At 59.6% G+C, this 26710-nt stretch carries 28 protein-coding genes; 7 read left to right on the top strand and 21 right to left on the bottom strand.

From position 1 onward, the window contains the following. Window positions 1–12: 12 nt before the first annotated feature. From GS605_RS02475 to GS605_RS02410, 15 genes are all read right to left on the bottom strand, one after another. The gene (locus GS605_RS02475; protein WP_171115038.1) at window positions 13–234 is read right to left on the bottom strand and encodes a DUF5337 domain-containing protein; all 222 of its coding nucleotides are present in this window, start codon (window positions 232–234) and stop codon (window positions 13–15) included. Window positions 235–264: 30 nt separating this feature from the next. Further along, complete coding sequence (locus GS605_RS02470) at window positions 265–1422, bottom strand: NADH-quinone oxidoreductase subunit E (protein WP_171722958.1); 1158 nt, start codon at window positions 1420–1422, stop codon at window positions 265–267. Next, complete coding sequence (locus tag GS605_RS02465; protein ID WP_171722957.1) at window positions 1422–2087, bottom strand: hypothetical protein; 666 nt, start codon at window positions 2085–2087, stop codon at window positions 1422–1424. The genes GS605_RS02470 and GS605_RS02465 overlap by 1 nt, the downstream gene beginning before the upstream one ends. Beyond that, window positions 2084–3307 (bottom strand): NADH-quinone oxidoreductase subunit D, encoded by a 1224-nt coding sequence (locus GS605_RS02460; protein WP_171722956.1) that lies wholly within the window; start codon window positions 3305–3307, stop codon window positions 2084–2086. The genes GS605_RS02465 and GS605_RS02460 overlap by 4 nt, the downstream gene beginning before the upstream one ends. After that, window positions 3307–3432, bottom strand: a complete 126-nt coding sequence (locus GS605_RS21165) for a hypothetical protein (protein ID WP_256368965.1) — start codon at window positions 3430–3432, stop codon at window positions 3307–3309. Before GS605_RS21165 ends, GS605_RS02460 begins: the two co-directional genes overlap by 1 nt. Then, window positions 3432–3605, bottom strand: coding sequence for a hypothetical protein (locus GS605_RS02455; protein WP_010442775.1), 174 nt, complete (start codon window positions 3603–3605; stop codon window positions 3432–3434). The genes GS605_RS21165 and GS605_RS02455 overlap by 1 nt, the downstream gene beginning before the upstream one ends. Further along, window positions 3605–4210, bottom strand: coding sequence for an NADH-quinone oxidoreductase subunit C (locus GS605_RS02450; RefSeq protein WP_171631137.1), 606 nt, complete (start codon window positions 4208–4210; stop codon window positions 3605–3607). The genes GS605_RS02455 and GS605_RS02450 overlap by 1 nt, the downstream gene beginning before the upstream one ends. A gap of 11 nt (window positions 4211–4221) precedes the next feature. Continuing rightward, on the bottom strand, window positions 4222–4755 hold the full coding sequence (locus GS605_RS02445) for an NADH-quinone oxidoreductase subunit B family protein (protein WP_010442777.1): 534 nt from the start codon (window positions 4753–4755) through the stop codon (window positions 4222–4224). Further along, the gene (locus tag GS605_RS02440) at window positions 4746–5111 is read right to left on the bottom strand and encodes an NADH-quinone oxidoreductase subunit A (protein WP_050602775.1); all 366 of its coding nucleotides are present in this window, start codon (window positions 5109–5111) and stop codon (window positions 4746–4748) included. The genes GS605_RS02445 and GS605_RS02440 overlap by 10 nt, the downstream gene beginning before the upstream one ends. Window positions 5112–5305: 194 nt before the next feature. Continuing rightward, window positions 5306–6088, bottom strand: coding sequence for a crotonase/enoyl-CoA hydratase family protein (locus GS605_RS02435; protein WP_171722955.1), 783 nt, complete (start codon window positions 6086–6088; stop codon window positions 5306–5308). Between the two features lies 1 nt (window position 6089). Beyond that, entirely contained in the window at window positions 6090–6941 is an 852-nt protein-coding gene (locus tag GS605_RS02430) for a hydroxymethylglutaryl-CoA lyase (protein WP_171631130.1), read from the bottom strand. 78 nt (window positions 6942–7019) lie between these two features. Then, window positions 7020–8954, bottom strand: a complete 1935-nt coding sequence (locus GS605_RS02425) for an acetyl/propionyl/methylcrotonyl-CoA carboxylase subunit alpha (RefSeq protein WP_171722954.1) — start codon at window positions 8952–8954, stop codon at window positions 7020–7022. Between the two features lie 5 nt (window positions 8955–8959). Further along, entirely contained in the window at window positions 8960–9385 is a 426-nt protein-coding gene (locus GS605_RS02420) for an ASCH domain-containing protein (RefSeq protein ID WP_171722953.1), read from the bottom strand. Window position 9386: 1 nt separating this feature from the next. Then, window positions 9387–10991, bottom strand: a complete 1605-nt coding sequence (locus tag GS605_RS02415; RefSeq protein WP_171722952.1) for a carboxyl transferase domain-containing protein — start codon at window positions 10989–10991, stop codon at window positions 9387–9389. 361 nt (window positions 10992–11352) lie between these two features. Continuing rightward, window positions 11353–12882, bottom strand: a complete 1530-nt coding sequence (locus GS605_RS02410) for an AMP-binding protein (RefSeq protein ID WP_171722951.1) — start codon at window positions 12880–12882, stop codon at window positions 11353–11355. Between the two features lie 136 nt (window positions 12883–13018). On the opposite strand from GS605_RS02410, the gene GS605_RS02405 reads away from it, so the two are divergent. Further along, complete coding sequence (locus tag GS605_RS02405; protein WP_171722950.1) at window positions 13019–13621, top strand: OmpW family protein; 603 nt, start codon at window positions 13019–13021, stop codon at window positions 13619–13621. Window positions 13622–13673: 52 nt separating this feature from the next. Here the strand turns inward: GS605_RS02405 and GS605_RS02400 are convergent, their stop codons facing one another. From GS605_RS02400 to GS605_RS02390, 3 genes are all read right to left on the bottom strand, one after another. Next, a complete protein-coding gene (locus tag GS605_RS02400) occupies window positions 13674–14837 on the bottom strand; it encodes an isovaleryl-CoA dehydrogenase (RefSeq protein WP_171115013.1) in 1164 nt (387 codons plus the stop codon). Window positions 14838–15001: 164 nt separating this feature from the next. Beyond that, entirely contained in the window at window positions 15002–16192 is a 1191-nt protein-coding gene (locus tag GS605_RS02395; protein WP_171722949.1) for a DegT/DnrJ/EryC1/StrS aminotransferase family protein, read from the bottom strand. 39 nt (window positions 16193–16231) lie between these two features. Then, entirely contained in the window at window positions 16232–16903 is a 672-nt protein-coding gene (locus tag GS605_RS02390) for an HAD-IA family hydrolase (RefSeq protein ID WP_171227943.1), read from the bottom strand. A 134-nt stretch (window positions 16904–17037) separates the two neighbouring features. Between GS605_RS02390 and glmU the strand changes: the two genes are divergently transcribed. From glmU to GS605_RS02370, 4 genes are read left to right on the top strand one after another with little or no spacing between them, the layout of a single operon-like run. Beyond that, window positions 17038–18390, top strand: coding sequence for a bifunctional UDP-N-acetylglucosamine diphosphorylase/glucosamine-1-phosphate N-acetyltransferase GlmU (gene glmU / locus GS605_RS02385; protein ID WP_171722948.1), 1353 nt, complete (start codon window positions 17038–17040; stop codon window positions 18388–18390). Between the two features lie 3 nt (window positions 18391–18393). After that, entirely contained in the window at window positions 18394–20217 is a 1824-nt protein-coding gene (gene glmS, locus GS605_RS02380) for a glutamine--fructose-6-phosphate transaminase (isomerizing) (RefSeq protein ID WP_171722947.1), read from the top strand. Between the two features lie 3 nt (window positions 20218–20220). Beyond that, window positions 20221–20763 carry a pyridoxamine 5'-phosphate oxidase family protein gene (locus GS605_RS02375; RefSeq protein ID WP_171722946.1) on the top strand — a complete coding sequence of 181 codons (543 nt, stop codon included), beginning with the start codon at window positions 20221–20223 and terminating at the stop codon, window positions 20761–20763. A 5-nt stretch (window positions 20764–20768) separates the two neighbouring features. After that, window positions 20769–21455 carry a DNA alkylation repair protein gene (locus tag GS605_RS02370; protein WP_171722945.1) on the top strand — a complete coding sequence of 229 codons (687 nt, stop codon included), beginning with the start codon at window positions 20769–20771 and terminating at the stop codon, window positions 21453–21455. Here the strand turns inward: GS605_RS02370 and GS605_RS02365 are convergent. After that, window positions 21443–21874 carry a hypothetical protein gene (locus GS605_RS02365; RefSeq protein ID WP_171631103.1) on the bottom strand — a complete coding sequence of 144 codons (432 nt, stop codon included), beginning with the start codon at window positions 21872–21874 and terminating at the stop codon, window positions 21443–21445. The genes GS605_RS02370 and GS605_RS02365 overlap by 13 nt on opposite strands. Window positions 21875–21965: 91 nt before the next feature. On the opposite strand from GS605_RS02365, the gene moaA reads away from it, so the two are divergent. Both moaA and GS605_RS02355 read left to right on the top strand, forming a co-directional pair. After that, a complete protein-coding gene (moaA, locus tag GS605_RS02360) occupies window positions 21966–22973 on the top strand; it encodes a GTP 3',8-cyclase MoaA (RefSeq protein WP_171631101.1) in 1008 nt (335 codons plus the stop codon). 1 nt (window position 22974) lies between these two features. Further along, window positions 22975–24273, top strand: a complete 1299-nt coding sequence (locus GS605_RS02355; protein WP_171722944.1) for a 3-deoxy-D-manno-octulosonic acid transferase — start codon at window positions 22975–22977, stop codon at window positions 24271–24273. Window positions 24274–24344: 71 nt separating this feature from the next. Here the strand turns inward: GS605_RS02355 and GS605_RS02350 are convergent, their stop codons facing one another. Both GS605_RS02350 and GS605_RS02345 read right to left on the bottom strand, forming a co-directional pair. Then, window positions 24345–25508: a M20 aminoacylase family protein gene (locus tag GS605_RS02350; protein WP_171631096.1), complete on the bottom strand. Its 1164-nt coding sequence runs from the start codon at window positions 25506–25508 to the stop codon at window positions 24345–24347. A 22-nt stretch (window positions 25509–25530) separates the two neighbouring features. Then, window positions 25531–26694 carry a M20 aminoacylase family protein gene (locus tag GS605_RS02345; RefSeq protein ID WP_171722943.1) on the bottom strand — a complete coding sequence of 388 codons (1164 nt, stop codon included), beginning with the start codon at window positions 26692–26694 and terminating at the stop codon, window positions 25531–25533. Between the last annotated feature and the right edge of the window lie 16 nt (window positions 26695–26710).

Raw genomic sequence — 26710 nt, 5'->3', positions numbered from 1 at the left:
CGCGTGTTACCTTCAGCTGTCCTGACGCATGCGCCAGAGTTGAAAAATGTTGACGCCCGCATAGATGAATCCCGCCAGAGCGGCGAAATCAAACAGCAGCGCATGCCGGGTTGTCAAACCCAGCGCGGGGCCAATGAACAGGTTCATCGCAAGCCAGATCAGCATGGTCACGGCGATGACCACCCCGATATGTCGGCCCTTGCGGGCTATGGCCTGTTCCTTGTCCTTGTCCATCTTCCCCCGAAGCCCGGAACGGGCATCCGTCTAGTCTTCGTATGTGCCGTCTTCTTTGGCACGTTTGGCGAATTCGGTTTCCTCACCGGCAGCAAGCTTGGTCGCCTGCTCGATCCAGCCATCGCGTTCGATCCGGCCTTTGAATTTCAATCGCGCATCGACCCAGGCCACATGTTCGGGCGTCCAGGCCGCGATCTGGTCATAGTGATAGAAACCCAGCTCGTTTAGCGTTTCTTCCAGCTTGGGGCCGACGCCTTTCAACAATTTAAGGTCATCCGCCTTGCCGTCACGTGCCGCGGTTAGAGTGTTAGGCTGGGTCTCCTGAACGTCTGGGCCATCCGTCTTTGCTGCAGCGCCCTCGGGAGATGCCGGTTCGGTATGGGTAGATTTTTTGGTTCCACTCTGTTGTGCCGCCGTCTTGCCGGGCTCCGGCTTTTTTGGCGGTTGAGGAGCGGAACCGGAAGCTTCGGCTTTGCCATCCTTACCAAGCCAAGGAGTCAGGATCGGAACTTCGGTTCCGTCGATACGCTTGACCGTGTCCCCAAGCTCTGTCGCCAGTTCAACACTCGCGTTGTATTTCGGCTTGCCGGCTTCATATTCGGACAGGCTGGAAAGCCCTTTCAACGGCTCGGCCGCGTAACGCCCATTCTGAGGACCGGGCGTCGGCACCTTGCCCGCCACCAGATCGTCGAGGATCCTGCCAAAGCTCTCAGCCGTCAGGTCTTCGTAATAATCCTTGCCGATCTGCGCCATCGGCGCGTTGGTGCAGGACCCGAGGCATTCGACCTCTTCCCAGCTCAGCTTGCCATCGGCGGACAGTTCATGCGGTTTGGCCGCGATCTTTTCCTTGCAGACCGCGATCAGATCTTCGGCCCCGCAGATCATGCAGGACGTCGTGCCGCAGACCTGAATATGCGCAACCGAGCCAACCGGCTGCAGTTGAAACATGAAGTAGAACGAAGCAACCTCAAGCACGCGGATATAGGCCATACCCAGCATGTCGGCGACGGATTCAATCGCCGGACGGCTCAGCCAGCCCTCCTGTTCTTGCGCACGCCACAGCAGCGGGATCACCGCGCTGGCCTGACGGCCTTCGGGGTATTTGGTGATCTGCGCTTCGGCCCATTGCTGGTTGGCAGCGGTGAAGGCAAAGCTCTCGGGTTGTTCGGGGTGGAGTCTACGAAGCATTATATTGGCTCCTGAGCACTACCTAGCATAGCTTTAGTGCATTTTTGTTTTACGTTTTCAATAGACTTACGAAGATCAGCGAGGTGCTCCTCAGGTGTACCACCCACATACTCAACTTTCGTCTCCGGATCAGAGTTCTGCATCGCTTTGTCCGCAGCCATCAACATAACAACAAGAAAACTTTTCGCTTTTATATTGTCTAATTGTTGAACTGTTTCTGGTTGCGAATAGACGGCTAATAGATCCACCGCATTTCTTAAGTCTGATGACGCAGATGCGAGTTCGCCGCCGAGATGCCGTGTTAATTCTTCCGAGATAGATGACGCGACATCTCCCGGTGCACTTTGTATAGCTGGCACTTGGGAACCGACAGACGTATCCTTCCCGCCGTTTGCATCAATTGTTTCGAATTCATCCAAGAGAAAGTTTCTTTTCGAACGCGTTACCGATTCCGCTTCGTAAATCGATCCAAACGACCCTGCCGCGACAATCAATCGCTCGCAGTAGTCGATCTGTTTTCCTTGAAGCCCAGCAGTTTTCGATGAAATCAAAGCTTCTCTTGTCAGGTATGTCTGGTAGCCGGCAAACCCTGTACCACACGTAGCTATCAATGCAGATGCTACAGCGACCCCAAGTGTCCACCGATCTGACTTTGACATCGTCACCGATCAATCTCCCCAAACACCACGTCCATCGTCCCGATGATGGCGGCGACGTCGGCCAGTTGGTGGCCTCCGGCGACGTGGTCCATGGCTTGCAGGTGCAGGAAACCCGGCGCGCGCAGTTTGGCGCGGTAAGGTTTGTTGGTGCCGTCGGCTACGAGATAGACGCCGAACTCACCCTTGGGGGCCTCGACGGCGGCATAGACCTCGCCTGCGGGAACGTGGAAGCCTTCGGTGTACAGTTTGAAGTGATGGATCAGGCTTTCCATCGAGGTCTTCATGTCCGAGCGTTTCGGCGGGGTGATCTTGCCGCGCGCCAGAACGTCACCCGGGCAGTCGCGGATTTTGGCGATGGCCTGACGGATGATCAGCAGCGACTGGCGCATTTCCTCCATGCGGACAAGGTAGCGGTCATAACAGTCGCCGTTCTTGCCGACGGGGATCTGGAATTCGAACTCGTCGTAGCACTCGTAGGGCTGCGCGCGACGCAGGTCCCAGGCCAGACCCGATCCACGCACCATCACGCCCGAGAAGCCGTATTTCTGGATGTCATCTTCGGTCACCACGCCGATATCGGCGTTGCGCTGCTTGAAGATGCGGTTTTCGGTCAGCAGCCCGTCAATGTCATCAAGGACGCTTGGGAACTCGTGACTCCAGGCCTCGATATCGTCCAGCAGTTCCGGCGGCAGGTCCTGATGCACACCGCCGGGGCGGAAATAAGCCGCGTGAAGGCGGGCCCCGCAGGCACGCTCATAGAACACCATCAGCTTTTCGCGCTCTTCAAAGCCCCAAAGCGGCGGGGTCAACGCGCCCACATCCATCGCCTGCGTGGTCACGTTCAGCAGGTGGTTGAGGATGCGGCCGATCTCGGAATACAGAACCCGGATCAGCGAACCCCTACGCGGTACTTCAACCCCGGTCAGCTTTTCGATGGCCAGACACCAGGCATGTTCCTGGTTCATCGGCGCCACGTAATCCAGACGGTCGAAATAGGGCAGGTTTTGCAGATACGTCCGGCTTTCCATCAGCTTTTCGGTGCCGCGGTGCAGCAGGCCGATATGCGGGTCGCAGCGCTCGACAATCTCGCCGTCCAGTTCAAGCACCAAACGCAGAACCCCGTGCGCCGCAGGGTGTTGCGGGCCGAAGTTAATGTTAAAGTTGCGGATCTTCTGTTCTCCGCTCAGCGCGTCCGTGCTGCCGTCATCGTATCTTGAGCCGTCCATCAACGCCCTCGTTTCTTTTTCGCATCGGCCCGAACCCGAACCTTTTCCGCCTCGGCCGCTTTGGCAGCAGCCCCGGCCAGCAGAACCCCCAGCGCCCCCAACGCGATCAGTTCCCCCAGACCCATCAGCGGCGCTCCAGCTCTTGCAGTTTAAGCCCGACCCACCACAGCAGGGCGATCGTGCCAAAGGGAACCAGACAGAGCAGGCACCAGTATTTGTTGATCCCGAAAAACGGCAATATCTTCACCATCGGAATGATGGTCAGTGCAGACAGGATCAGCCACCAGATGCCACCCATTATTCGGTCTCCTGTTTCTCATCCCCCGGCAGAATGTAGTTCGCACCTTCCCATGGGGACATGAAATCAAACTGACGGTACTCCTGCACGAGACTGACCGGCTCGTAGACGACGCGTTTCTGCGCCTCGTCATAGCGGACCTCGGTATAGCCAGTGGTCGGAAAATCCTTGCGCAGCGGATGACCGCGAAAGCCATAGTCGGTCAGGATGCGGCGCAGATCTGGGTGGCCCGAGAACAGGATGCCGAACATGTCGTACACCTCACGCTCGAACCAGTTGGCCGAGGGGTGAACATCGACGATCGAGGGCACCATGTCATCCTCGCGGATCGACACCCGCAGCCGGATGCGCTGGTTCTGGTACATCGACAGGAAGTGATAGACCACATCGAACCGTTTGGCGCGTTCGGGGTAATCCACACCGGTGATATCCACCAGCGACGAGAATTTGCAGCTCTGGTCGGATTTCAGGAATTCGACGAATTCCACAAGGTTTGACGGCGCCACATCCACGTTCAGTTCGCCATGGGTCACGTCCCATGACAGAACGCAATCAGATCGTTTGATTTCCAGCTGCGCGCCGAGTTCCTTGAGTGCTTCGCTCATCAGCTCTCTCCTCAGCGAACAATTGTGCCGGTACGGCGGATTTTGCGTTGCAACTGCATCAGACCGTAAAGCAGTGCCTCAGCAGTCGGAGGGCATCCGGGCACATAGATGTCCACCGGAACAACCCGGTCACAGCCACGTACGACGGAATAGGAATAGTGGTAATACCCACCGCCATTCGCGCAAGACCCCATCGAGATCACATAGCGCGGCTCGGGCATCTGGTCATAGACCTTGCGCAGCGCGGGCGCCATCTTGTTGGTCAGGGTTCCGGCCACGATCATCACATCCGACTGACGCGGAGACGCTCGGGGGGCAATGCCAAACCGTTCCGCATCATAACGCGGCATCGAGGTATGCATCATCTCAACTGCGCAGCAGGCCAGACCAAAGGTCATCCAGTGCAGCGAGCCGGTACGGGCCCAGTTGATGATGTCTTCGGTCGAGGTCAGCAGGAACCCTTTGTCCTGCAGCTCGGCATTCAGGGCCTGGGTGGCGACTTCTTTGTCGACGCCAGCGGTGTTTGCACCTGTCATCACTCCCATTCCAGCGCCCCTTTCTTCCATTCATAGGCAAAGCCGATGGTCAGAACACCCAGGAACACCATCATGGACCAGAACCCGACATCGCTGATGTCCTTGAAGCCGACGGCCCAGGGAAACAGGAAGGCAATTTCAAGATCGAAGATGATGAACAGAATCGAAACCAGATAGAATCGGACGTCGAATTTCATCCGCGCATCGTCGAAGGCATTGAAACCACATTCATATGCGCTGACCTTTTCGGGGTCGGGATTGCGGACGGCCAGTACGACGGCGGCCAGAATCAAGACGATCCCAAGGCCAACGGCAACGGCCAGAAACACCAGAATCGGGAGGTACTCCCGCAGCAGGTCTTCCACGAATAGCTCCTTTCCTGCGCATGCCCCGATCCGGGTGCGCCGTCAATTGGCGTGTTGACTGGACATTCTCTATCCCCGCGGGGTCAGAGGGTCAACCGAACACAGCCCCCTTCGCGATCAAACCTGCGCTTGACAGCGCGGCATAGAATCGCAGCACCGGCGTTTGGCATTGGCATGGCGGAACCTTGTAAAACCTACTTATTCCATGCAGGTTTTCGTTTTTCAAAAAACGCCGCGATCCCTTCGCGTGCCTCGTGTGTTTCCCACCGCTCGACCAACTCGCCTATGGTCTGATCGATCACGGCATCGTCGATGCGCGGCCCCAAAGCGCGCACCAGCGCCTTGGCAGAGGCAACCGCCCCGGGCGCGCAAGACAAATAGGGGCGAATTTCGTCCTCAACGGCCTCCGAAAGCCGATCTGCCGACACGGTTTTCGCCAGCAGGCCCAGATCAACGGCCTCGGACGCATCGAACAAACGAGCTGACATGAAGACCCGGCGCGCGCGGGCTTCGCCCATGCGGGCAATGACATAGGGGCCAATTGTTGCGGGGATCAGCCCCAGGCGCGTTTCGGTCAACCCCATCTTCAGACTGTCGACCCCGATCGCGACATCGCACACGGCCGCCATGCCCACCCCGCCCCCAAAGGCATTGCCCTGCAACGCCCCGATCAGAGGCTTTGGCATCGTGTTCAGAGCCTGCAACATCTCGGCCAGTTTGCGCGCCTCGACAAAACGCGTCTTTTTGTCAGCCGCCATCTGGTCCTGCATCCATCCCAGATCACCGCCGGCACAAAACGTCCTGCCCGCCGCGGCCAGAACGACCGCCCGGACCGCGTCATCCTGACCAAGTTGCGATGCGGCGTCGGTCAATTCCGTGATCATCTGCCCCGACATGGCATTGTGTTTTTCCGGCCGGTTCAGGGTGAGCGTCGCGACACCACGCCTATCCGTCGAGATCGTGATCGTTTCAAACATGTCAGCCCCGCAAAGCCCTGGCCATCTGCGCGGCCTCTTCAACAACGTCGATATCCAGGCCAGTTTCGTATCCCAGCCGATGCAAATGTGCCGCAACCTCCTCGGTCGCCACGTTACCGGCCGCACCCGGGGCGTAGGGGCAACCGCCCAACCCGCCCACGGCTGCATCGAACACCCGCACGCCCAGCGCCAATGCCGCATCGATGTTGTCGATCGCGCGCCCGTTGGTGTCATGGAAATGCCCCGCCAGCCGCGTCACTGGAACCCTCTCGCGCACTGCCAGAAGCATATGTGCAACCTTGTCCGGAGTTCCCTGCCCTATCGTGTCGCCCAGCGAAACCTCGTAACAGCCCAGCGCGAAAAGCCGATCAGCAACCTCAGCCACTTTTTCGGGCGGCGTCGGACCGTCATATGGGCAATCCGTAACGCATGAGACATAGCCACGAACCGGCAGGTCGATATGGCGCGCCGCCTCCAGAATCGGCGTGAACCGCTCGATCGACTCGGCGATGGAGGCATTGATATTGGCCTTCGAGAATCCTTCGGAGGCCGAGGCAAACACGGCAATCTCGTCCGCCCTGGCCGCCAGCGCGTCGCCATAGCCATGCATGTTCGGCGTCAGCGCGGCATAGCGCACCCCATTCGCACGCGTGATCCCCCCCAGCACTTGAGCGGAACCCGCCATCTGCGGCACCCATTTCGGGGACACGAAGCTTGCAACTTCGATCCGGCGAAACCCCGCCCGGCTGAGACAGTCGATCAAGGCGATCTTGTCCGCGACCGGTATTTCGCGTTTTTCGTTTTGCAGCCCGTCGCGCGGCCCGACCTCATAGATTTCGACCAGCTCACCCATGTCCGCCCCCCTTCTGGATTGTCGTCGTTTCAAGCAAATATCGTCTGACCTTGGCACGCCGCGCTGCGCGGGTACAGATCAAGCTTCGTCCTCCAACCTCACGAGGGCAGCCCCGGCTTCGACCTGCGAACCATCCTCGACCAGCACTTCGGCAACGATCCCGTCCCGCGCCGCAAGCAGCGAATGCTCCATCTTCATCGCTTCCAAAATGGCCAGACGATCGCCTTCCTGTACGGTTTGTCCCGCTGTGGCAAAGACGGCTTTGACCAGACCGGGCATAGGCGCCTCGATCACATTGGTGTCGCCGGTCGCGCTGGTATCGCGGTCCAGCGGATCGATGACGTCAAAGCTCTGACCGTAATCGGTGAAAACCGTCAGGGTCCCGTTATGTGCAGCAACGCGAGGCATCGGCGTGTCGTTCAACATCCAGCGCCCGGCGGTGCGGTCCGCAACGACGCGGTTTTTGCCAATCTGCCAAATCTGGCGATCCGGCCCATCGACCTGCACATCCAGATCCAGCACGTCGTCGCGACGGGACAAATGCACGGCACGATGCAGCGGCGCCCACAGCGAAAACCCGGTTTCCGGATCGACATCCACCAGATCCAATGCTGTCATCGCAGCCGCGACCGCGGTAACATCCGACGGCTCGGGTTCCTGCACCAACATTTCAAGGTCCCGCCCGATCAGCCCCGTATCGACATCGCCCGAGGCAAATCCTTCATGACGCGTCAACGCGCCCAGAAAGGCCAGATTGGTAACGGTACCCGCAACTTCGGTCTGTTGCAGCACCCGGTTCAACGTCTCAAGTGCAATGGCACGCGTCGATCCATGCACCACCACCTTGGCGATCATCGGGTCATACCACGGGCTGATCGTGTCCCCGGCGCGAACGCCGCTATCGGCGCGACACGTGCCGGGGAAAACCAGATGAGTCAGCGTTCCCGTCGCGGGCAGGAACCCTTTCGGCACATCCTCGGCATACAGACGAGCCTCGAAGGCATGGCCAGAGATCGCAAGATCATCCTGTTTCTTGGGAAGGCTCTCGCCTGCGGCCACGCGAAGCTGCCACTCGACCAGGTCGATCCCCGTGATGGCCTCTGTCACCGGGTGCTCCACCTGAAGACGCGTGTTCATTTCCATGAACCAGAACCTGTCGGGGCGCAGCCCGTCCGAGGCATCGACGATGAATTCGACCGTGCCCGCGCCTTTATAGCCGATCGCCTCGGCGGCCCGCACGCCGGCCTGACCCATAGCCTCGCGCATCTCAGACGTCATGCCCGGGGCGGGGGCTTCTTCGATCACCTTCTGATGGCGGCGCTGCAACGAGCAGTCCCTTTCGAACAGATGCACGGCATGAGTACCATCGCCGAACACCTGCACTTCGATATGGCGGGGTTTGGCCACGAATTTTTCGACCAGCACGGCATCATTGCCGAAGGCGGTCCGGGCCTCGCCCCGCGCGCTGTCGAGCGCGGCCTCGAAATCCTCGGGGCGTTCGACAAGGCGCATCCCCTTGCCGCCGCCGCCCGCAACGGCCTTGATCAGAACCGGATAGCCGATGGCATCCGCCGCACCTGCCAGATGCTCGGGGTCCTGATTGTCGCCGTGATAGCCGGGCACGACCGGAACACCGGCCTTCTCCATCAGAACCTTGGCCGCGTCCTTGAGGCCCATCTTGCGGATCGCATCCGCCGAGGGGCCGATGAACGTCAGCCCCGCCGCCTGCACGGCATCCACGAAATCGGGATTCTCGGACAGAAAGCCATACCCCGGATGGATCGCCTGCGCGCCGGTGTCCAGCGCGGCCTGAATGATCACATCACCCTTCAAATAGCTGTCCGCCGGGGCCGGGCCGCCAATATGAACCGCCTCATCCGCCATCTGAACGTGTTTTGCGGCTGCATCCGCATCGGAATAAACAGCAACGCAGGACACGCCCATGCTCTGAGCCGTTTCCATCACCCGGCAGGCGATCTCACCCCGGTTGGCAATCAGAATTTTGTTGAACATAGCCTTCACCCTTCCAATGCCAGATCTTCGACGAGACGGAACCGTTCGCACACGAGTTTCATCTCGGGATCAAAGCCGCCGTTTCGTTGGAAATATCGACGATGATCTTCCCGCCATCCTTCAAGCGTTTCATTTTCACCTTCCGCCAAGGCGAATTCCTCGGTCACATCGCAGTAACGCTGGATCGAAATATCAACGGTTTCAATGACCAACGCCGGAGTGTCATCCCAGTTCAGCGCAATATCGCGGCGACCGGACTTGGGCATCTCAAGGCTGTCATCAGGATAGTTTCTGAGCGCGTCGCAGGTCGCTGTTTTACGGCCAGAACGGACCAAGGCCAGAAGCTCTGAACTCAGCACGGGGTTGTCGCCGAATTTGAAGGTTTGTGCACCGGGATAACGGGCTAATATGTCTTTCAAACTCTCGCTCATCTCACATCCTGAACACGCCGAAACGTGTCTCCTCGATCGGGGCATTCAGAGCGGCGCTGAGCGACAGGGCCAGCACATCGCGGCTCTTGCGCGGGTCGATGATGCCGTCATCCCACAGTCGGGCCGAGGCATAGAGCGGGTGCGACTGTTCCTCGAACATATCCAGCGTCGGGCGTTTGAACTCGGCCTCCTCTTCGGCGGACCACGTGCCACCCTGCCGTTCTATCCCGTCGCGTTTGACGGTGGCCAGAACGCCAGCGGCCTGCTCGCCGCCCATCACCGAAATGCGCGAATTCGGCCAGGTCCACAGAAAGCGCGGCTGATAGGCGCGACCGGCCATGCCGTAGTTTCCAGCACCAAACGAGCCGCCGACCAGCATCGTGATCTTGGGCACCGAAGTGGTCGCCACCGCCGTCACCATCTTGGCCCCATGCCGCGCGATGCCTTCGTTCTCGTATTTGCGGCCCACCATGAAGCCGGTGATGTTTTGCAGGAACACAAGCGGGATTTTGCGTTGCGAACACAGCTCGACGAAATGGGCGCCCTTCTGCGCGGCTTCGGAAAACAGCACGCCGTTATTGGCGATGATCCCAACCGGACAGCCTTTGACATGGGCAAACCCCGTGACCAGCGTTTCGCCGAAGCGCGGTTTGAATTCGTCGAACCGAGACCCATCGACCAGACGCGCAATCACTTCACGGATGTCATAGGGCGTGCGCAGATCAGCAGGGACAACGCCCAGGATTTCCTCGGGGTCATAGGCCGGATCTTCGGGGCTGGCCCAGTCCACCGTCTGCGGCTTGCGGCGGTTGAGTGACTTAACCGCCCGACGGGCCAAGGCCAGCGCGTGCGCATCATCCTCGGCCAGATAATCGGCCACGCCGGACAGGCGCGTGTGCACATCGCCGCCGCCCAGATCTTCGGCGCTGACGACCTCTCCCGTTGCTGCCTTGACCAGCGGCGGGCCGGCCAGAAAGATCGTGCCCTGTTCCTTGACGATGATCGTCACATCCGACATCGCCGGCACATAGGCGCCACCGGCCGTGCATGACCCCATGACCACGGCGATCTGAGCGATCCCCTTCGCGCTCATCCGCGCCTGATTGTAGAAAATGCGGCCAAAGTGATCGCGGTCGGGAAAGACCTCATCCTGATTGGGCAGGTTCGCGCCACCGCTGTCGACCAGATAGATACAGGGCAGATGGTTTTCCTCGGCAATCTCCTGCGCCCGCAGGTGTTTTTTGACCGTCATCGGATAGTAGGTGCCGCCTTTCACGGTGGCATCATTGCACACAACCATAACCTGCTGCCCCTGCACAAGGCCAATGCCCGCAATCACCCCAGCACAGGGCGCGGCACCGCCATACATCCCATGCGCCGCTGTTGCCCCGATTTCGAGGAACGGAGACCCCGGATCCAGCAGGTTCGCCACCCTTCGGCGGGGGAGCATCTTGCCGCGGGATTCATGCCGCGCGCGGGATTTCTCGCCGCCCCCCATGCGGGCTGCCTCGGCGGCGGCAGATATCTGCGCCAGCGCGTCGAGATGGGCTGCGCGGTTGGCTTTGAAGCCCTCAGAGGCGGGCATAGCTTTGGATGTGAGTTTCATTTGCATACCTCTATTTTCAAAGACCGATTGGCAATTGGAAGAGCTATGAAAACCACAGCAATGCCAAACAATATTGATTTTCCTAATAGTCCAATCGGCACCCAACTTGGGAACAGTGACACGCCGTCGACGCCGAACAAGCCCATCATTCCAAAGGCGAACCAAAAAACGGTCACGAGAGTGCAAGCTATTATTGCGTGGATGAGACCAGAACCGCTCGCGACTCTGAGCTTCTCATTGCATTTTCCACATTCGACGAAAGGTATGTAGCCCTCACTGCCCTTCGCTGTATTTGCGATATTCCACGTGACAGGTGCGTCGCAACAAGGACATCGGAGCCCACTAATTCTATCGAGTACTTTCATTCCCCTACATCTTCCCCCGCCGCCCGCGCCTTCAACTCCTTGCGGATCACCTTCCCGGTCACGGTCATCGGCAGTTCCTCCAGAAATGCCACTTCGCGCGGGTACGAATAATGCGCCAGACGGTCCTTGACCCAACCCTGCAACTCGGCACCCGTGGCCTCGGCCCCCGGTTTCAACACCACATAGGCCTTGACGATCTCGGTCCGCAGCGGGTCGGGCTTGCCGACCACGCCCACGGTGGCCACAGCCGGATGGGTCAGCAGGCAATCCTCGATCTCGGCCGGACCGATGCGGTAACCGGCCGAGGTGATCACGTCATCATCCCGACCGACAAAGCGCAGATAGTCGCCTTCCCACACGCCGCGGTCTCCGGTGATCAGCCAGTCACCCCGGAACTTCTCGGCCGTCGCTTGCGGATTGTTCCAGTATTCCAGCAGCATCGAGGCCGAACCCCGCCGGATGGCAACATCGCCTTCCTCGCTGGTCGGGATGCCATCCTCGTCGATCACCGCGACTTCATGCCCAGGCACCGGCTTTCCGATACAGCCGGGTTGAACAGGGAAATCCTCGGCGCAGGAGGATACGACCATATTGCATTCGGTCTGGCCGTAGAATTCGTTGATCGTCAGACCAAACGCACCGTGGCCCCAGGCCAGCATCTCGGCCCCCAGCGGTTCACCCCCGGACGCAACCGAGCGCAAACCCGGGATCGCCTGATCCGCCGCCTTGAGCATCCGCAGTGCGGTCGGCGGAAAGAACACATTCCGCACCCCGCCCCGCGCAATGATCTCGGCGCAGGCTTCGGGAGTGAACTTTTCAAGCCGTGCCGCGACAACCGGAATGCCCAGCGCAAGGCCCGGCATCAGCACATCGAACAACCCGCCGATCCACGCCCAATCCGCCGGGGTCCACAGGCAGTCTCCTTCGCGCAGGTGATTGTGGCTGATCGAGACACCCGGCACATGCCCAGTCAGAACCCGATGCCCGTGCAGTGCGCCTTTGGGGCTGCCGGTTGTACCAGAGGTGTAGATCAATACGGCAGGATCCTCGGGCCCTGTCGCGGCATAGGGCAGCGCAGGACCGGCCACGCCAATTTCGGATGCGATCAGAGGTTCAGCCAGATCGCCCAGCAAATCCACCCCTTCAGCATCGGTCAGCACGATCTGAACGCCTGCATCGCCCGCCCGCGACCGCAGCGCATCCCGTTTGAATAACTTGAACAAGGGCACCGAAATCGCGCCGATCTTCCAGATCGCCAGATGAGCTGCCGCACACCAGGGTGACTGGCTCAGCAGCACTCCGACCCGATCACCGGGCCGGACGCGGGCCAGCAGGGCGCGGGCAATCCCATCAGCCATTTGCGCCAGTTGCCCATAGGTTGTCAGCCGCTGCCCTGATCCGGTCAGATCAATAAGCGCCACCTGATCACCCGGATGGTTCAGACATTGCTGCGCCATGTTCAGCCGGTCCGGTATGTCCCAGCCTCCTCCTGAGCGCAAACCCGGTATGCGCTCAGCGTGCAGCAACGCGAATTCCCCTTGTTTTCCTGATGCTTCGCGACCTGACCTTGGGCGGACACATCACACAAACTTGATGCAGATCAGAGTGGCCGGACACCGCCTTTGCGAAACCAAGAGCATCAACATAACCAAAGGCAAGAATATGACAAAGAAACTCGCCGTTTTGACACTGTCTACCGCGCTGGTCGCCCTGGCGGCTCCGGCTTTGGCCCAGTCGCAAGGGGACTGGACGCTGGGTATCGGTGTTGGCTATCTGGATCCGAAATCCGACAACGGCACGCTGGCCGGTGCGGCAGCGACGATCGACGCGGACACCCGCCCGATTTTCACCGCCGAGTACTTTATTCGCGACAACCTGGGCATTGAGCTTCTGGCGGCGACCCCGTTCAAACACACCGTGGCCCTTGGCGGTACGGACGCGGCCACGGTCAAGCACCTGCCGCCCACCCTGTCGCTGAACTATCACTTCCCGACCAACAGCGCCTGGAAACCCTATGTCGGCGCCGGTCTCAACTATACGATCTTCTTCGACGAGCAATCGCCCCTGGGCAACATCAAGGTCGATGACTCCTTCGGCGTCTCGTTGCAGGCCGGTCTGGATTACATGGTCACCGACAACGGGGCGATCCGCCTGAACGTGCGCTGGTTCGACATTGACTCGGACGTCTCGCTCAACGGCGCCCCCATCGGCACCGCGGAAATCGATCCCTGGCTGGTCGGTGTTTCCTACGTCCATCGGTTCTGATCCCGTTTCCAAAGCGCCCTGCGGTTACCTCGTCCGCAGGGTGTTTTTTCTTTCAGAGCATTTCATTCATCATTTCGCGGCCGATCAGCATCCGGCGAATCTCGCTGGTGCCTGCACCGATCTCCATCAGCTTGGCATCCCGGAAAATCCGGCTGACCGGCGCATCCGACAGGAAGCCCGCCCCGCCCAGCGCCTGAACCGCCTGATGGGCCTGAACCATCGCCTGTTCCGACGCGTAAAGGCAACACGCTGCCGCATCCTGCCGGGTCACGTCACCGCGGTCACACGCCTTGGCGACTTCGTAAACATAGGCCCGCGCCGAGTTCATCGCGGTGTACATGTCGGCAATCTTGCCCTGCATCAACTGAAAGCTGCCGATGGGTTTGCCGAACTGCTTGCGTTCAGCCAGATAAGGCATCACTTCGTCCAGACAGGCGGCCATGATGCCGGTCCCGATGCCTGCCAGCACGACCCGTTCATAATCCAGCCCCGACATGAGCACGGCAACACCCTTGCCCTCTTCGCCCAACACGTTCTCGAACGGAACCTCTACATCTTCAAAGATCAGCTCAGCCGTGTTCGACCCGCGCATACCCAGCTTGTCGAAATGGGGCGAGGTTGAAAAACCCTTCATCTCTTTTTCGATCAGAAATGCGGTAATACCCTTTGATCCGGCATCGGGGTCCGTCTTGGCATAAACCACCAGAGTATCCGCATCCGGCCCGTTGGTGATCCAGTATTTGTTGCCGTTCAGACGGTAATGGTCGTTCCGCTTTTCGGCGCGCAGCTTCATCGACACCACATCCGACCCGGCCGAAGGTTCCGACATGGCCAGCGCCCCCACATGCTCGCCCGAGATAAGCCGCGGCAGGTACTTTTGCTTCTGTTCTTCATTGCCGTTCAGCTTGATCTGGTTCACGCACAGGTTCGAATGCGCCCCGTATGACAAAGAAACCGAAGCTGAAGCGCGCGCGACCTCTTCTACGGCGATCGTATGCGCCAGATAGGACATGCCTGCACCGCCGTACTCTTCCGGCACGGTAACACCCAGCAGACCAAGCTCTCCCATCTCTTTCCACAGCTCATTCGGAAAGGCATTGGTGGCGTCGATCTCGGCCGCCATCGGCTTGACTCGCTCCTGCGCCCAGCGATGCACCATCTCGCGCAGGGCATTCACATCCTCACCCAGATCGAATTTCATCGTGGCCATGAACATCTGCGTCTTCCCTCCGCTTTAATGAACAAGTGTTCAATAAATCTCTAGCAGCGAATCTGCCGCCGGTCAATCTTTGTGGCAGCGCGTCCGAAACAGAAAACGCCGCCCCGAAAAGGGCGGCGTTTCAAAAGATCGAGCGTGCGCCGCAGGCGCACTCCGCTTGGTCAAGACTGATAAACCGCGCTCACCTCAGCCCGGATGATCCGGGCGATCAATCGACAATCCTCCAGGGAAAACGTCAAAGGCACGCGCATATCCATAACGCCGGCCAGAACGCGGTCACTTTCAGGCATCCGCTCGCTATCGAAATATCGCCAACTGTCATAGCGCGACGTGAATCCTGTCGGTTCGGCACCGCCGAACCACTTCAGCTCAACCCCACGCGCGGCGCAACGGCTGATGACTTCGGCTATCCGTTCAGGCACCCAATCCAGCAGCAAGAACTGAATCGAAGACCCGACATAGGTTTCTTCTTCGGGCCGTTCGACGATCGTCAGTCCCGACGTGCCCCGCAACCCGGCTTCGATCTCGCGATAACGTTCGTTCCACCGTTCCACCTGCCGGTCCAGATCCCGCAATTGCGGGCGCAGGATGGCGGCGCGCAAATTGTCCATCCGGCCCGAGACGTTGGGCGTGGTGTATTTGATCCGTTCGAACACGTCCGGCCCCGGCGCCGCAAGATGGCGTTCGTACAACATGTAGGACCCCGACAACATCGTAGCCTTGGCCGCCAGTTCCTCGTCATCGGTGACCAGCAAGCCCCCTTCGCCCGAATTGACATGCTTGTAGGTCTGGCAGGAATAGCACCCGATCGCGCCCTGCCGTCCTGACAACTGACCGCGCCAGGCTGCACCCATCGTGTGTGCGCAATCCTCGATCACGATCACCCCGGCCGCGTCACACATCTGCATCAGCCGGTCCATATCACACAGATGCCCACGCATATGGCTGAGCATCAGAACACGCGCTTGATCCAGCTTGCCCTCTAGATCATCCAGATCGATGGTCAGCTCTTCCGTCACTCCCACAAAAATTGCCCGCCCTCCGACCGAGGCAATCGACCCCGGCACCGGCGCCAGCGTAAACGCATTGGTCAAAACCGGGTCGCCCGGCTGCACGCCAACCGCACGCAGGGCCGTGGCCAGAGCGTAACCGCCAGACGAAACCGCCAGACAGTATTTGGCCCCCATCTGCGCCGCAAATTCCTGCTCCAGCAGCGCCGTTTCCCCCAACTCTCCGGGGACGACATTGTAACGATGCAGACGTCCATGGCGCAGAACGGCCAGTGCCGCTTCGATTGCTTCTTCCGGAAGGGGTTCCTGCTGCGTAAAGCTGCCAGAGAATACGTCGGTCATGGTCTTGTTCTGAGGCTCCGAAAGGGTCCGGTCAAGGTTTCAGGCTGCCGCACCGATCAGATCAGGCACGAGGCCGGGCAAGTCATCAAAATGATGCAGAAGGGCTTCGGGTTCCAGCGCCGCCATGTCATCCCCCGATGGCCCGAAGGTAACCAGCACCGAAGGAACGCCCGCCGCCCTGGCGGTATTGCGGTCGGTATCCGAGTCTCCGACCAGTACGCACAAGTCCGGATCTCCCCCGGCACGGCGCGCGGCTTCACGCAACGGCGCCGGGTCCGGTTTGCGTACCGGCAGCGTATCGGCCCCGACCAAAGATGCAAAACGGTCCCGCACCCCCAAGCGAGTCAGCAACAATTCGGCCAGATGTTCCGGTTTGTTCGTGCAAATGCCCACACCGTAACCCGCGTCACTCAGCATCTCGACCGCCTGTAGTGCGCCGGGATAGAAACTGGTGTGGGTGTCGATGTCCTGCGCGTAGGCCTCAAGAAGAACCGGATAATAGGCCTGCACCGTATCCTCGTCATAGGCCCCGACACGTTTCAGCCCGTGGGTCAGCATCATGCGTCCACCTCGCAGCGCCACACCGGAATCCGGCCCGTGGACCAGTACATCCCCGTGCCCCATCTTGCGGAAACAATGGTTCGCGGCCGCAAGCAAATCGCCGGATGTATCCGCCAAAGTGCCGTCCAGATCGAAGATGACGGTGCGCATTTCGCCCCCTTGCTCGGCAGGTTTTCGCCGTATCCTGTTTCAATCGGCAATCTTGTTTGATGGCCGAACGGCTTGCGCCTTTGACCTCAGCGGATAAAACGGACGGCAACAAAACACAAAGAGAAAACGAATTCATGACCACTGCCCTTGTCATCCTTGCCGCCGGAAAAGGCACCAGGATGAATTCGGACCTTCCCAAAGTTCTGCATCCCATCGCTCAGGTTCCGATGCTGATCCATGCGATGCGCGCCGGATCTGTCCTGTCGCCCGAACACACCGTGATCGTCACCGGCCACGGGTCCGAAGCTGTGGCAAAGGTTGCACGGGCCGAGGATGAAGGGGCGCAGATCACCGTGCAGGAAGACCAGTTGGGCACGGCCCATGCGGTCGCCCAGGCCCGAAGCGCATTGAGCGGGTTCGAAGGTGATGTGGTTGTTCTTTATGGCGACACCCCGTTTTTGCAGCCCGACACGCTGGAAAGGATGATCGAGGCACGGTCCGGGAATGACCTTGTCATTCTTGGCTTTGAAGCAGCCGATCCTGCCCGTTATGGCCGGCTGGTTATGACTGGCGACGTGCTGGAACGCATTGTTGAATTCAAGGATGCGTCGGATGAAGAACGATCCATAACATTCTGCAATTCAGGGCTTTTGGCCTGCAATGCGCAGCTGCTGTTTTCGCTGATCGATGAGGTCGGAAACGACAACGCTTCGGGCGAATACTATCTGACCGACGTGGTTGAAATTGCGCGCCGCCGGGGGCTGAACGTGACCGCAGTCGCGTGCGACGAGGCGCAGACGCTGGGCGTGAACTCTCGCGCTGATCTGGCGGCCGCCGATGCCGTATTTCAGACGCGCGCCCGTGCCGAGCTGCTTGACCTGGGTGTCACCTTGATGGCGCCTGACACGGTGTATCTGGCCGCGGATACGGTGGTCGGGCGCGATACGGTGATCGAACCGAATGTGGTGTTCGGCCCGGGCGTCACGGTCGAAAGCGGCGCAACGATCCGCGCCTTTTCGCATCTTGAAGGCTGCCATGTCAGCCGGGGCGCTGTCGTCGGCCCCTACGCGCGCCTGCGCCCCGGTGCCGAACTGGCCGAAAACACGCGGGTGGGCAATTTTGTCGAGATCAAGAATGCCGAAATCGCCGAAGGCGCGAAGGTCAATCACCTCAGCTATATCGGGGACGCTTCGGTTGGCGCTGCGACCAACATCGGCGCAGGCACGATCACCTGCAACTATGATGGCGTGATGAAGCACAAGACCACGATTGGTGAGAATGTCTTTGTCGGCTCGAACACCATGCTGGTAGCGCCGGTCACAGTGGGCGACGGCGCGATGACCGCGACTGGCACTGTCGTGACCAGGGATGTGGACCCTGATGCGCTGGCTGTTGCGCGGGCCAAGCAGGAAAACAAGCCCGGATATGCACGTAAATTGTTTGATATGTTGAAGGCGAAAAAGGCTCGCCGCGATAAAAAGGCCTGAGATATGTGTGGAATAGTAGGTGTTTTGGGGCAGCACGAGGCCGCCCCTATTCTGGTAGAAGCCCTGAAACGGCTTGAATATCGCGGCTATGACAGCGCCGGGATTGCAACCGTCAACGACGGCGCATTGGGCCGGCGGCGCGCGGTTGGCAAGCTGGTCAACCTCAGCGATCTTCTGGTGCATGATCCCCTTCCCGGAAAATCCGGCATCGGCCATACCCGCTGGGCCACGCATGGCGCCCCGTCGGTCAACAATGCACATCCGCACAAGGCGGGCCCGGTGGCCGTCGTTCATAACGGCATCGTCGAAAACTATCGCGACCTGAGGGCCGAACTGGCCGAACATGGTGTTGATTTCCAAACCGAAACCGACACGGAAACGGTCGCCCTCATGACGGAACACCACCTGAACTCGGGCCTGTCCCCGGTTGAGGCCGCGTTCAAGACGATCGACCAGTTGGAAGGCGCCTTTGCGCTGGCCTTTCTGTTCGACGGAGAGGACGACCTGATCGTGGCGGCCCGCAAGGGATCACCGCTGGCCATCGGACATGGGGATGGTGAGATGTATGTGGGCTCTGACGCCATCGCCCTGGCGCCTCTGACCAACCAGATCACATATCTGGAAGAAGGCGACCGCGCGGTTCTGACGCGAACGTCGCTTGAAATCCGCAACGAAGCCGGTGAGTTGGCCAACCGGGAAAAGCGCAAGATTAAGCTGGATCATACGCGCGCGGACAAGGGCGAGCACAAGCATTTCATGGCCAAGGAAATCGCTGAACAGCCCATCGTTGTGGCAGAGGCGATCCGGTCCTACCTGCCCACGGGTGGTGACCGCGTGGCACTGCCCGATGCCGATCTGGATTTCAGCAAGCTGGACCGTCTGACCATGGTGGCCTGCGGCACCGCGTTTTACGCCTGCCTGACCGCGAAATACTGGTTCGAGCAACTGGCCAAGATGCCGGTAGAGGTCGATATCGCCAGCGAGTTCCGCTATCGCGAGCCTCCGATCACGGATCGAACACTGGCGCTTTTCGTCAGCCAGTCGGGCGAAACCGCCGACACGCTGGCCGCGTTGCGGTACTGTGAGGGCAAGGCAGACAAGATCGTTTCGGTCGTCAATGTCCCCGAAAGCTCGATTGCAAGGGAAAGCGATATCGCCTTGCCGATCCATGCCGGTGTCGAAATCGGCGTGGCTTCGACCAAAGCCTTCACCTGTCAGCTGAGCGTGCTGCTGATGCTGGCGCTCAAGGCCGCAGCAGACCGGGGCACGATGACGGGTGAGGACATCGCCGATCATGCCGCCGCTCTGCGCGGGTTGCCGACCGTGCTGAACGCCGCGCTCGATCAGAACCGGGCGATCCGCAAAGCCGCCCAACGCCTGTCCGAGGCGCGCGACGTCCTGTTTCTGGGCCGTGGCCTGATGTATCCGCTGGCAATGGAAGGCGCGCTGAAGCTCAAGGAAATCAGCTATATCCACGCCGAAGGTTATGCGTCAGGAGAGTTGAAACACGGCCCCATCGCCCTGATCGACAAGCATATGCCCGTGGTCGTCATGGCACCCCGTGACACCGTGTTCGACAAGACCGTGTCGAACATGCAGGAAGTGATGGCGCGCAAGGGCAAGGTGATCCTGGTCTCTGATGATGACGGCATTGACGAGGCCGGCGACGGAGTCTGGAGCACCATCCGCATGCCGCATGTTCACACCAGTCTTGCACCGATCCTGTATTCGGTTCCCGCGCAATTGCTGGCCTATCACACGGCGGTTGCCAAGGGCACCGATGTGGATCAGCCGCGCAATCTGGCCAAGTCGGTCACGGTGGAGTGAATTATGGCCAAGCAGTTCCCGCAGCTTGAGGAAGCGCATCAAAAGTTCATCGAAGATCAGCATATGTTCTTCGTCGGCACCGCCGGGGCCGAAGGTCGTGTCAATATTTCCCCCAAGGGAATGGATTCGCTGCGGATATTGGGGCCGAACCGCATCGTCTGGATGAACCTGACCGGCAGTGGCAATGAAACGGCGGGGCATCTTTTGCAGGTCAACAGGATGACGCTGATGTGGTGTTCCTTCACCACGCGCCCGATGATCCTGCGCACCTATGGCACGGCACGTTGCCTGCATCTCGGGGATGATGGATGGGACGACTTTGCCGGCCTGTTCCCAAATCACCGAAGCGCACGGCAGATCTATGACCAGACGATCGACATGGTGCAGACCTCTTGCGGCTATGCCGTGCCTTTCATGGAATTCCAATCCGACCGCGATACGATGCAGAAATGGGTGGATGGAAAATCAGACGAGGACATCCGCTCGTATTGGGTGGAAAGGAACAGCCATACGATTGATGGAAAGCCAACCGGCGTACCGATGTGAGCCCGATGCTGAGTGGATATCTAGATCAGATCAAAGCGCATGGTGACCCCGAGCGGGCGACCCAGATGGCCAGCTACCACAAGGCGGATCGCATATATCTGGGCGTCGCGAACCCGGTTCTCAACGACCTGACCAAGGCGTGGCGGAAAGAATTGGACGTACCGGCGCGGGTCGCATTGGCGGACGGGCTATGGCAAAGCAACATCCACGAAGGGCGGCTTGCTGCATCCAAGCTTTTGACTCAGGCACGCATCCGACCGGATGGGGCGGTTTGGAATTTGCTTCAAAGCTGGCTGCCGGATTTCGATGCCTGGGCCGTTGCGGACCACGCGTGCATGGCGATGCAAAAACGGCTTTCAGCAGATCCCGAACGGTTGGACGAGGTTGAACTGTGGACCCGGTCCGATCACATGTGGACCCGGCGCGCGGCCTTGATCGCAACCCTGCCCTGGACCAAACAGAACCACCCCAAGCCTGACGATCTGCACCGCCGTGACCGCATCCTTGGCTGGGCTGCGGGATATGTTTCGGACCGCAACTGGTTCATCCAGAAATCCATAGCCTGGTGGCTGCGTGAACTGTCCAAACATGACCCAGAACGCGTGATCGCCTTTCTGAACCAAAACGGTGATGCCATGAAGCCGTTTGCCCGCCGTGAAGCAGGCAAATACCTGAAAAATCAGTCCACATAGACCTCAAGCTCGACAAGTTCGTCGAAGGGCACCAACAGGGCCCTCATGGCGTCCAGTGACAAGCGGCTGCCGCTGCTGTCCGGACCGGGAACCGGGACCAACGTAATATAGGCCTGCGCCCCGGTTCGTGGCACGACGACACGTGCCGTAACCTCGCTGTCCACCAGCGGTGTCTGCATCCAACGCCCCGGAGTGGTCGGATCCCCAAGCCCGGCGATGGTGGTTTTCGCCCCAACCCAGTTCGGGCGCGCGGAAACCGGTTCGGGCTGCAACACCTCTTCGGCAACTGCGGTGCCGGCTTCCGTGTCAGGCACCGTTTGGGCGGGCGCGTCGCCCCCGCCGAACACTCGGTCAGTCGTTGACTGCACGGCATCGCATCCGGCCGTCATTACGCATGTCAAAACAAGTATTTTCTTCATGCCGGAAACCTACAACCCTGCGCCCAGCTGTTCCAGCGCAAAGCACAGTTCGCCCTTGTCGCGAGCATGTTCCAGCTTTACCTATAATGGCATGACAGCTCCGCTAATCGACCCGTTTGCCCGCGCCATCACGTATCTCCGCGTCTCCGTCACGGACCGCTGCGACTTCCGCTGCGTGTATTGCATGTCCGAGAACATGACCTTTCTGCCCAAGAAAGACCTGCTGACTTTGGAGGAACTGGACCGGATGTGTTCGACCTTCGTCAGAATGGGGGTCGAAAAGCTGCGCATTACCGGTGGTGAGCCTTTGGTGCGTCGCAACATCATGACGTTCTTCAATTCGATGACACGTCATCTGGACAGCGGTGCATTGAAGGAGCTGACGCTGACAACCAACGGATCGCAACTGCACCGATTTTCCGATGATCTATATGCGGCCGGTGTGCGTCGGGTGAATGTCTCGCTGGACACTCTGGATGATGACAAGTTCGCCAAGGTGACGCGCTGGGGTCGCCTGAAACAGGTTTTAAACGGAATCGACGCCGCGCAAAAAGCTGGCCTGCGGATCAAGATAAACGCCGTTGCCCTGAAAGGGTTCAACGAGCCCGAACTTCCCAAAATCACGGAATGGTGCGCCCAGCGGGATATGGATCTGACCTGGATCGAAGTCATGCCCATGGGTGATATTGGCAACGAAGACCGCCTGGATCAATACTGGTCGCTCAAGGACGTCCGGAAAGAATACGAAAACCACTATTCGGTCACCGATCTGGCCGAACGCAGCGGTGGCCCGGCCCGTTACGTGCGGCTCGAGGAAACCGGCCAGAAAATTGGCTTCATAACGCCGCTGTCGCACAATTTCTGTGAAAGCTGCAACAGGGTTCGCCTGACTTGCACGGGCGAGCTTTACATGTGCCTGGGTCAGGAAGACATGGCCGACCTGCGCGGCGCCCTGCGCGATCATCCCGATACCGAACAGCCACTTGAAGACGCAATCCGATCTGCGATCAATCTCAAACCCAAAGGGCATGACTTCGACTATTCCCGCCAAGCCGTCGATGGCCGGATGAGCCGTCACATGAGCCATACAGGCGGCTGATATGCCGGATCATGACGGCCGCCCCACGGCGTTGTACCATGTGTACTGCGCCCTAACGTCTCTGGCCGCGCCTCTGATATGGCGGGTCGTTCGGAACAAGCTGCGTGCAGCAAACGTACCTGATAAGCGGCAACAAGAACGCCTTGGCCATGCCAGCCTGCCCAGACCAAATGGGCGTTTGATCTGGTTCCACGCCGCCAGCGTCGGTGAAAGCCTTTCGGTCCTCAGCCTGATCAGACGGCTGGCAGGCCGCCTGCCCGAGGCCGAGTTTCTGATCACCTCCGGCACCCCGACTTCAGCGGCTCTGATCGAAAAACGCCTGCCGCCCCGTACACGGCATCAATTCCCGCCGCTTGACACGGCAGGCCCGGTCCGGCGCTTTCTGAACCATTGGCAACCAGAGGGCGGGGTTTTCGTCGAAAGTGAGATTTGGCCGCGTTTGATCGTCGAAAGCGCCAGACACGCCGTTCCGCTGGCCCTTCTGAATGCACGACTGTCGGACAAGTCCGTTGCCGGTTGGAAAAAACGCCCCAGAACAGCGCGGTTCGTATTGAACAAATTCAACCTGTTCCTGACGCAAAACGACAAAACCGCAGCCAACCTGACAGCCATGGGTGCCCCTGCCGGCCGCGTCCGGCCCGGCACCAATCTCAAGGCCATGTCAGACCCTCTTCCCATAGACCACGGCACGCTGGATGACATCGGTTCTCGGATTTCTGGCAGACCTGTGTGGATCGCCAGTTCAACCCATGCCGGTGAAGAGGAAATCGTTCTGGCCGCGCATCAATCACTTCTGGAACGCTGGCCCGATCTGCTGCTGCTGCTGATCCCCCGCCACCCAGAGCGCCGTTGCGATATCGCAAAACTACTGGACGCCTCCGATCTTAGCGCCGCGTTCCGATCAGATAGTTCCCCGATCGAAACCGAAACCCAGGTATATGTCGCCGATACATTGGGCGAGACCGGCACATGGTACGCTCTGTCTCCCATCGTGTTCCTGGGCGGTTCCCTGAAAAACATCGGCGGCCACAACCCTTTCGAACCCGCCCAGGCCGGAGCCGCCGTGATAACCGGCCCTGGATACTTCAATTTTGCTGAAACTTTCGCGCCGATGATCAAAGCCGGTGGCGCCATCGAGGTTCGAACCGAAACAGATCTCTCTGCGGCGGTCGACCTTTGGCTTTCAGACGATCAAGCCCTGACCCGGGCCCGCAGCGCCGCCCAATCCTGCGTCCAGACGCAAAGCAACGCACTGGACTCCGTCGTGGAAACGCTTTGCTGTTCGCTCAACCTGACGTGATCAGGCGGGATCCCTCTTCATCTGGCCAAAAATATCCCGGGGGTGTGGGGGCAGAGCCCCCACCCGCCCCATCAGGCCGCCGGCATCCGCTGCTCGACGATCTCTGCCCACCAGCTGCACCCGGCGGGAATCGCCTCATCGTTGAAGTTGTATTCCGGGTGGTGAACCATGGCCGTATCGCCGTTACCAACTAGAATATAGGCGCCAGGGCGCTCCTCCAGCATAAACGCAAAATCCTCGCCGCCCATAACCAAAGGCGCATCGTCGCAATCGCCGGATACCGACCGGGCAACAGCTGCGGCAAACTCAGTCTGCTCTTCACTGTTCACCATCACCGGATACCCACGGATGTAGGTCACATCGGCGGTGCCTCCGAACGTTGCCGCCACACCATTGCAGATCTCATTGATCCGCTTTTCGGCCAGATCCCGCATATCCTTGCTCATGGTGCGCACGGTACCCTTGATCTGAACAGTCTGCGGGATCACGTTGAACGCTTTCGACGAGGTCTCGAACGACGTCACCGACACCACGACCTGATCGATCGGATCGGCATTGCGCGAGGAAATCGTCTGAAGCGCCAACACCGCCTGCGCGGCCAGTACCGTGGTATCTACTGTTTCATGCGGCTTGGCAGCATGACCGCCGCGCCCTTCAAAAGTGATGTCGAACTGATCGGTTGCGGCAAAGAAAGAACCGGGGCGGATGGCGAACTTGCCCACAGGTTGACCCGGCCAATTGTGCATGCCGTAGACTTCCTGAATATTCCAGCGGTCCATCATGCCATCTTCACACATTTCACGACCACCGCCGCCGCCCTCTTCGGCAGGCTGGAAGATCACAACAACCGTGCCATCGAAATTGCGGGTTTCAGACAGGTACTTCGCCGCACCAAGCAGCATCGCCGTGTGGCCATCGTGGCCGCAGGCATGCATTGCGCCCGGCGTTTTCGAGGCATAGTCCAACCCCGTCGCCTCATGGATCGGCAGCGCATCCATATCTGCGCGCAGGCCGATCACCTTTCCCTTGCTGTCCGACTTGCCTTTGATCACCCCCACGACACCGGTACGTCCGATACCGGTCACCACCTCATCGCAGCCGAACTCCTTCAGCTTCTCGGCCACCTTCGCGCTGGTGCGGTGGGTCTCAAACAGGATCTCTGGATTTTCGTGCAGATCCCTTCTCCATTCCGTGATTTCATTCTGCAATTCGGCAAAGCGGTTTTTGACTGGCATGTCTATTCTCTCCTAATTCAGTTCAAGCCGCCGGCATTCGGCGCTCGACCATTTCTGCGAACCACGAACATCCGATCGGGATGATCTCGTCGTTGAAATCGTATTCAGGGTGGTGCAACCCGGCGCTGTCACCGTTGCCCAGAACGATGAAAGCTCCGGGCCGTTCCTCCAGCATGAACGAGAAATCCTCGCCCCCCATCACCATCGGCGCCTCGATGCAGCTGCCCCCGACCGAGACTGCGGCCTCTGCCGCATATCCGGTTTGAGTTTCGGCATTGATCGTCACCGGAACGCCGCGCGAGTAATTGACGTTCACGGAACCACCGAATGTTGCTGCAATCCCTTCGGCGACCTCTTTGAGGCGCTGTTCGATCAGATCTCGCATCTGGTTGGAATGGGTTCGGACCGTGCCGCGTATCTGCGCCGATTGCGGGATCACGTTGAACGCTTTCGATGACGTCTCGACAGACGTCACCGAAAGCACGGCTTGCAGGATCGGATCGGCATTGCGCGACACGATCGTCTGCAATGCCACGATCAGTTGTGACAGCATCACCGTCGTATCGACCGTTTCATGGGGTTTTGCAGCGTGACCGCCGCGCCCTTCAAGATGGATATCAAACTCGTCCGCTGCGGCCAGCAAAGGGCCCGAACGGATCGCGAACTGCCCGGTCGGCAGGCCCGGTACGTTGTGCATCGCATAGACTTCCTGAATGCCGAACCGGTCCATCAGACCGTCCTTGCACATGGCCTCGGCGCCATTCCCGCCCTCTTCGGCAGGCTGAAAGATCACGATTGCAGTGCCATCGAAATTGCGCGTCTCAGAGAGGTACTTTGCCGCCCCCAAAACCATGGCGGTATGCCCGTCATGCCCGCAGGCATGCATCGCGCCTGATGTCTTCGAGGCATAGTCCAGCCCGGTCTGTTCCTGCATCGGCAGCGCATCCATGTCGGCGCGCAGGCCAATCACCCGGCCCTGCGTGTCGCTCTTTCCCCGAATGACCCCGACCACGCCGGTGCGACCGATACCTGTAACGACCTCATCACAGCCGAATTCCTTCAGCTTTTCCGCCACCAGCGCGCTGGTGCGATGCGTGTCGTACAGAATTTCCGGATGTTGGTGAATGTCACGCCGCCAGCCTGTGATCTCTTCGTGCATCTCTGCAAGGCGGTTTTTGATCGGCATGTCACTCTCCCTCAAA

It is taken from the genome of Ruegeria sp. HKCCD7559 (assembly GCF_013110575.1).
Taxonomy (GTDB): domain Bacteria; phylum Pseudomonadota; class Alphaproteobacteria; order Rhodobacterales; family Rhodobacteraceae; genus Ruegeria.
This window is presented reverse-complemented; position numbering and strand designations above follow the sequence as displayed.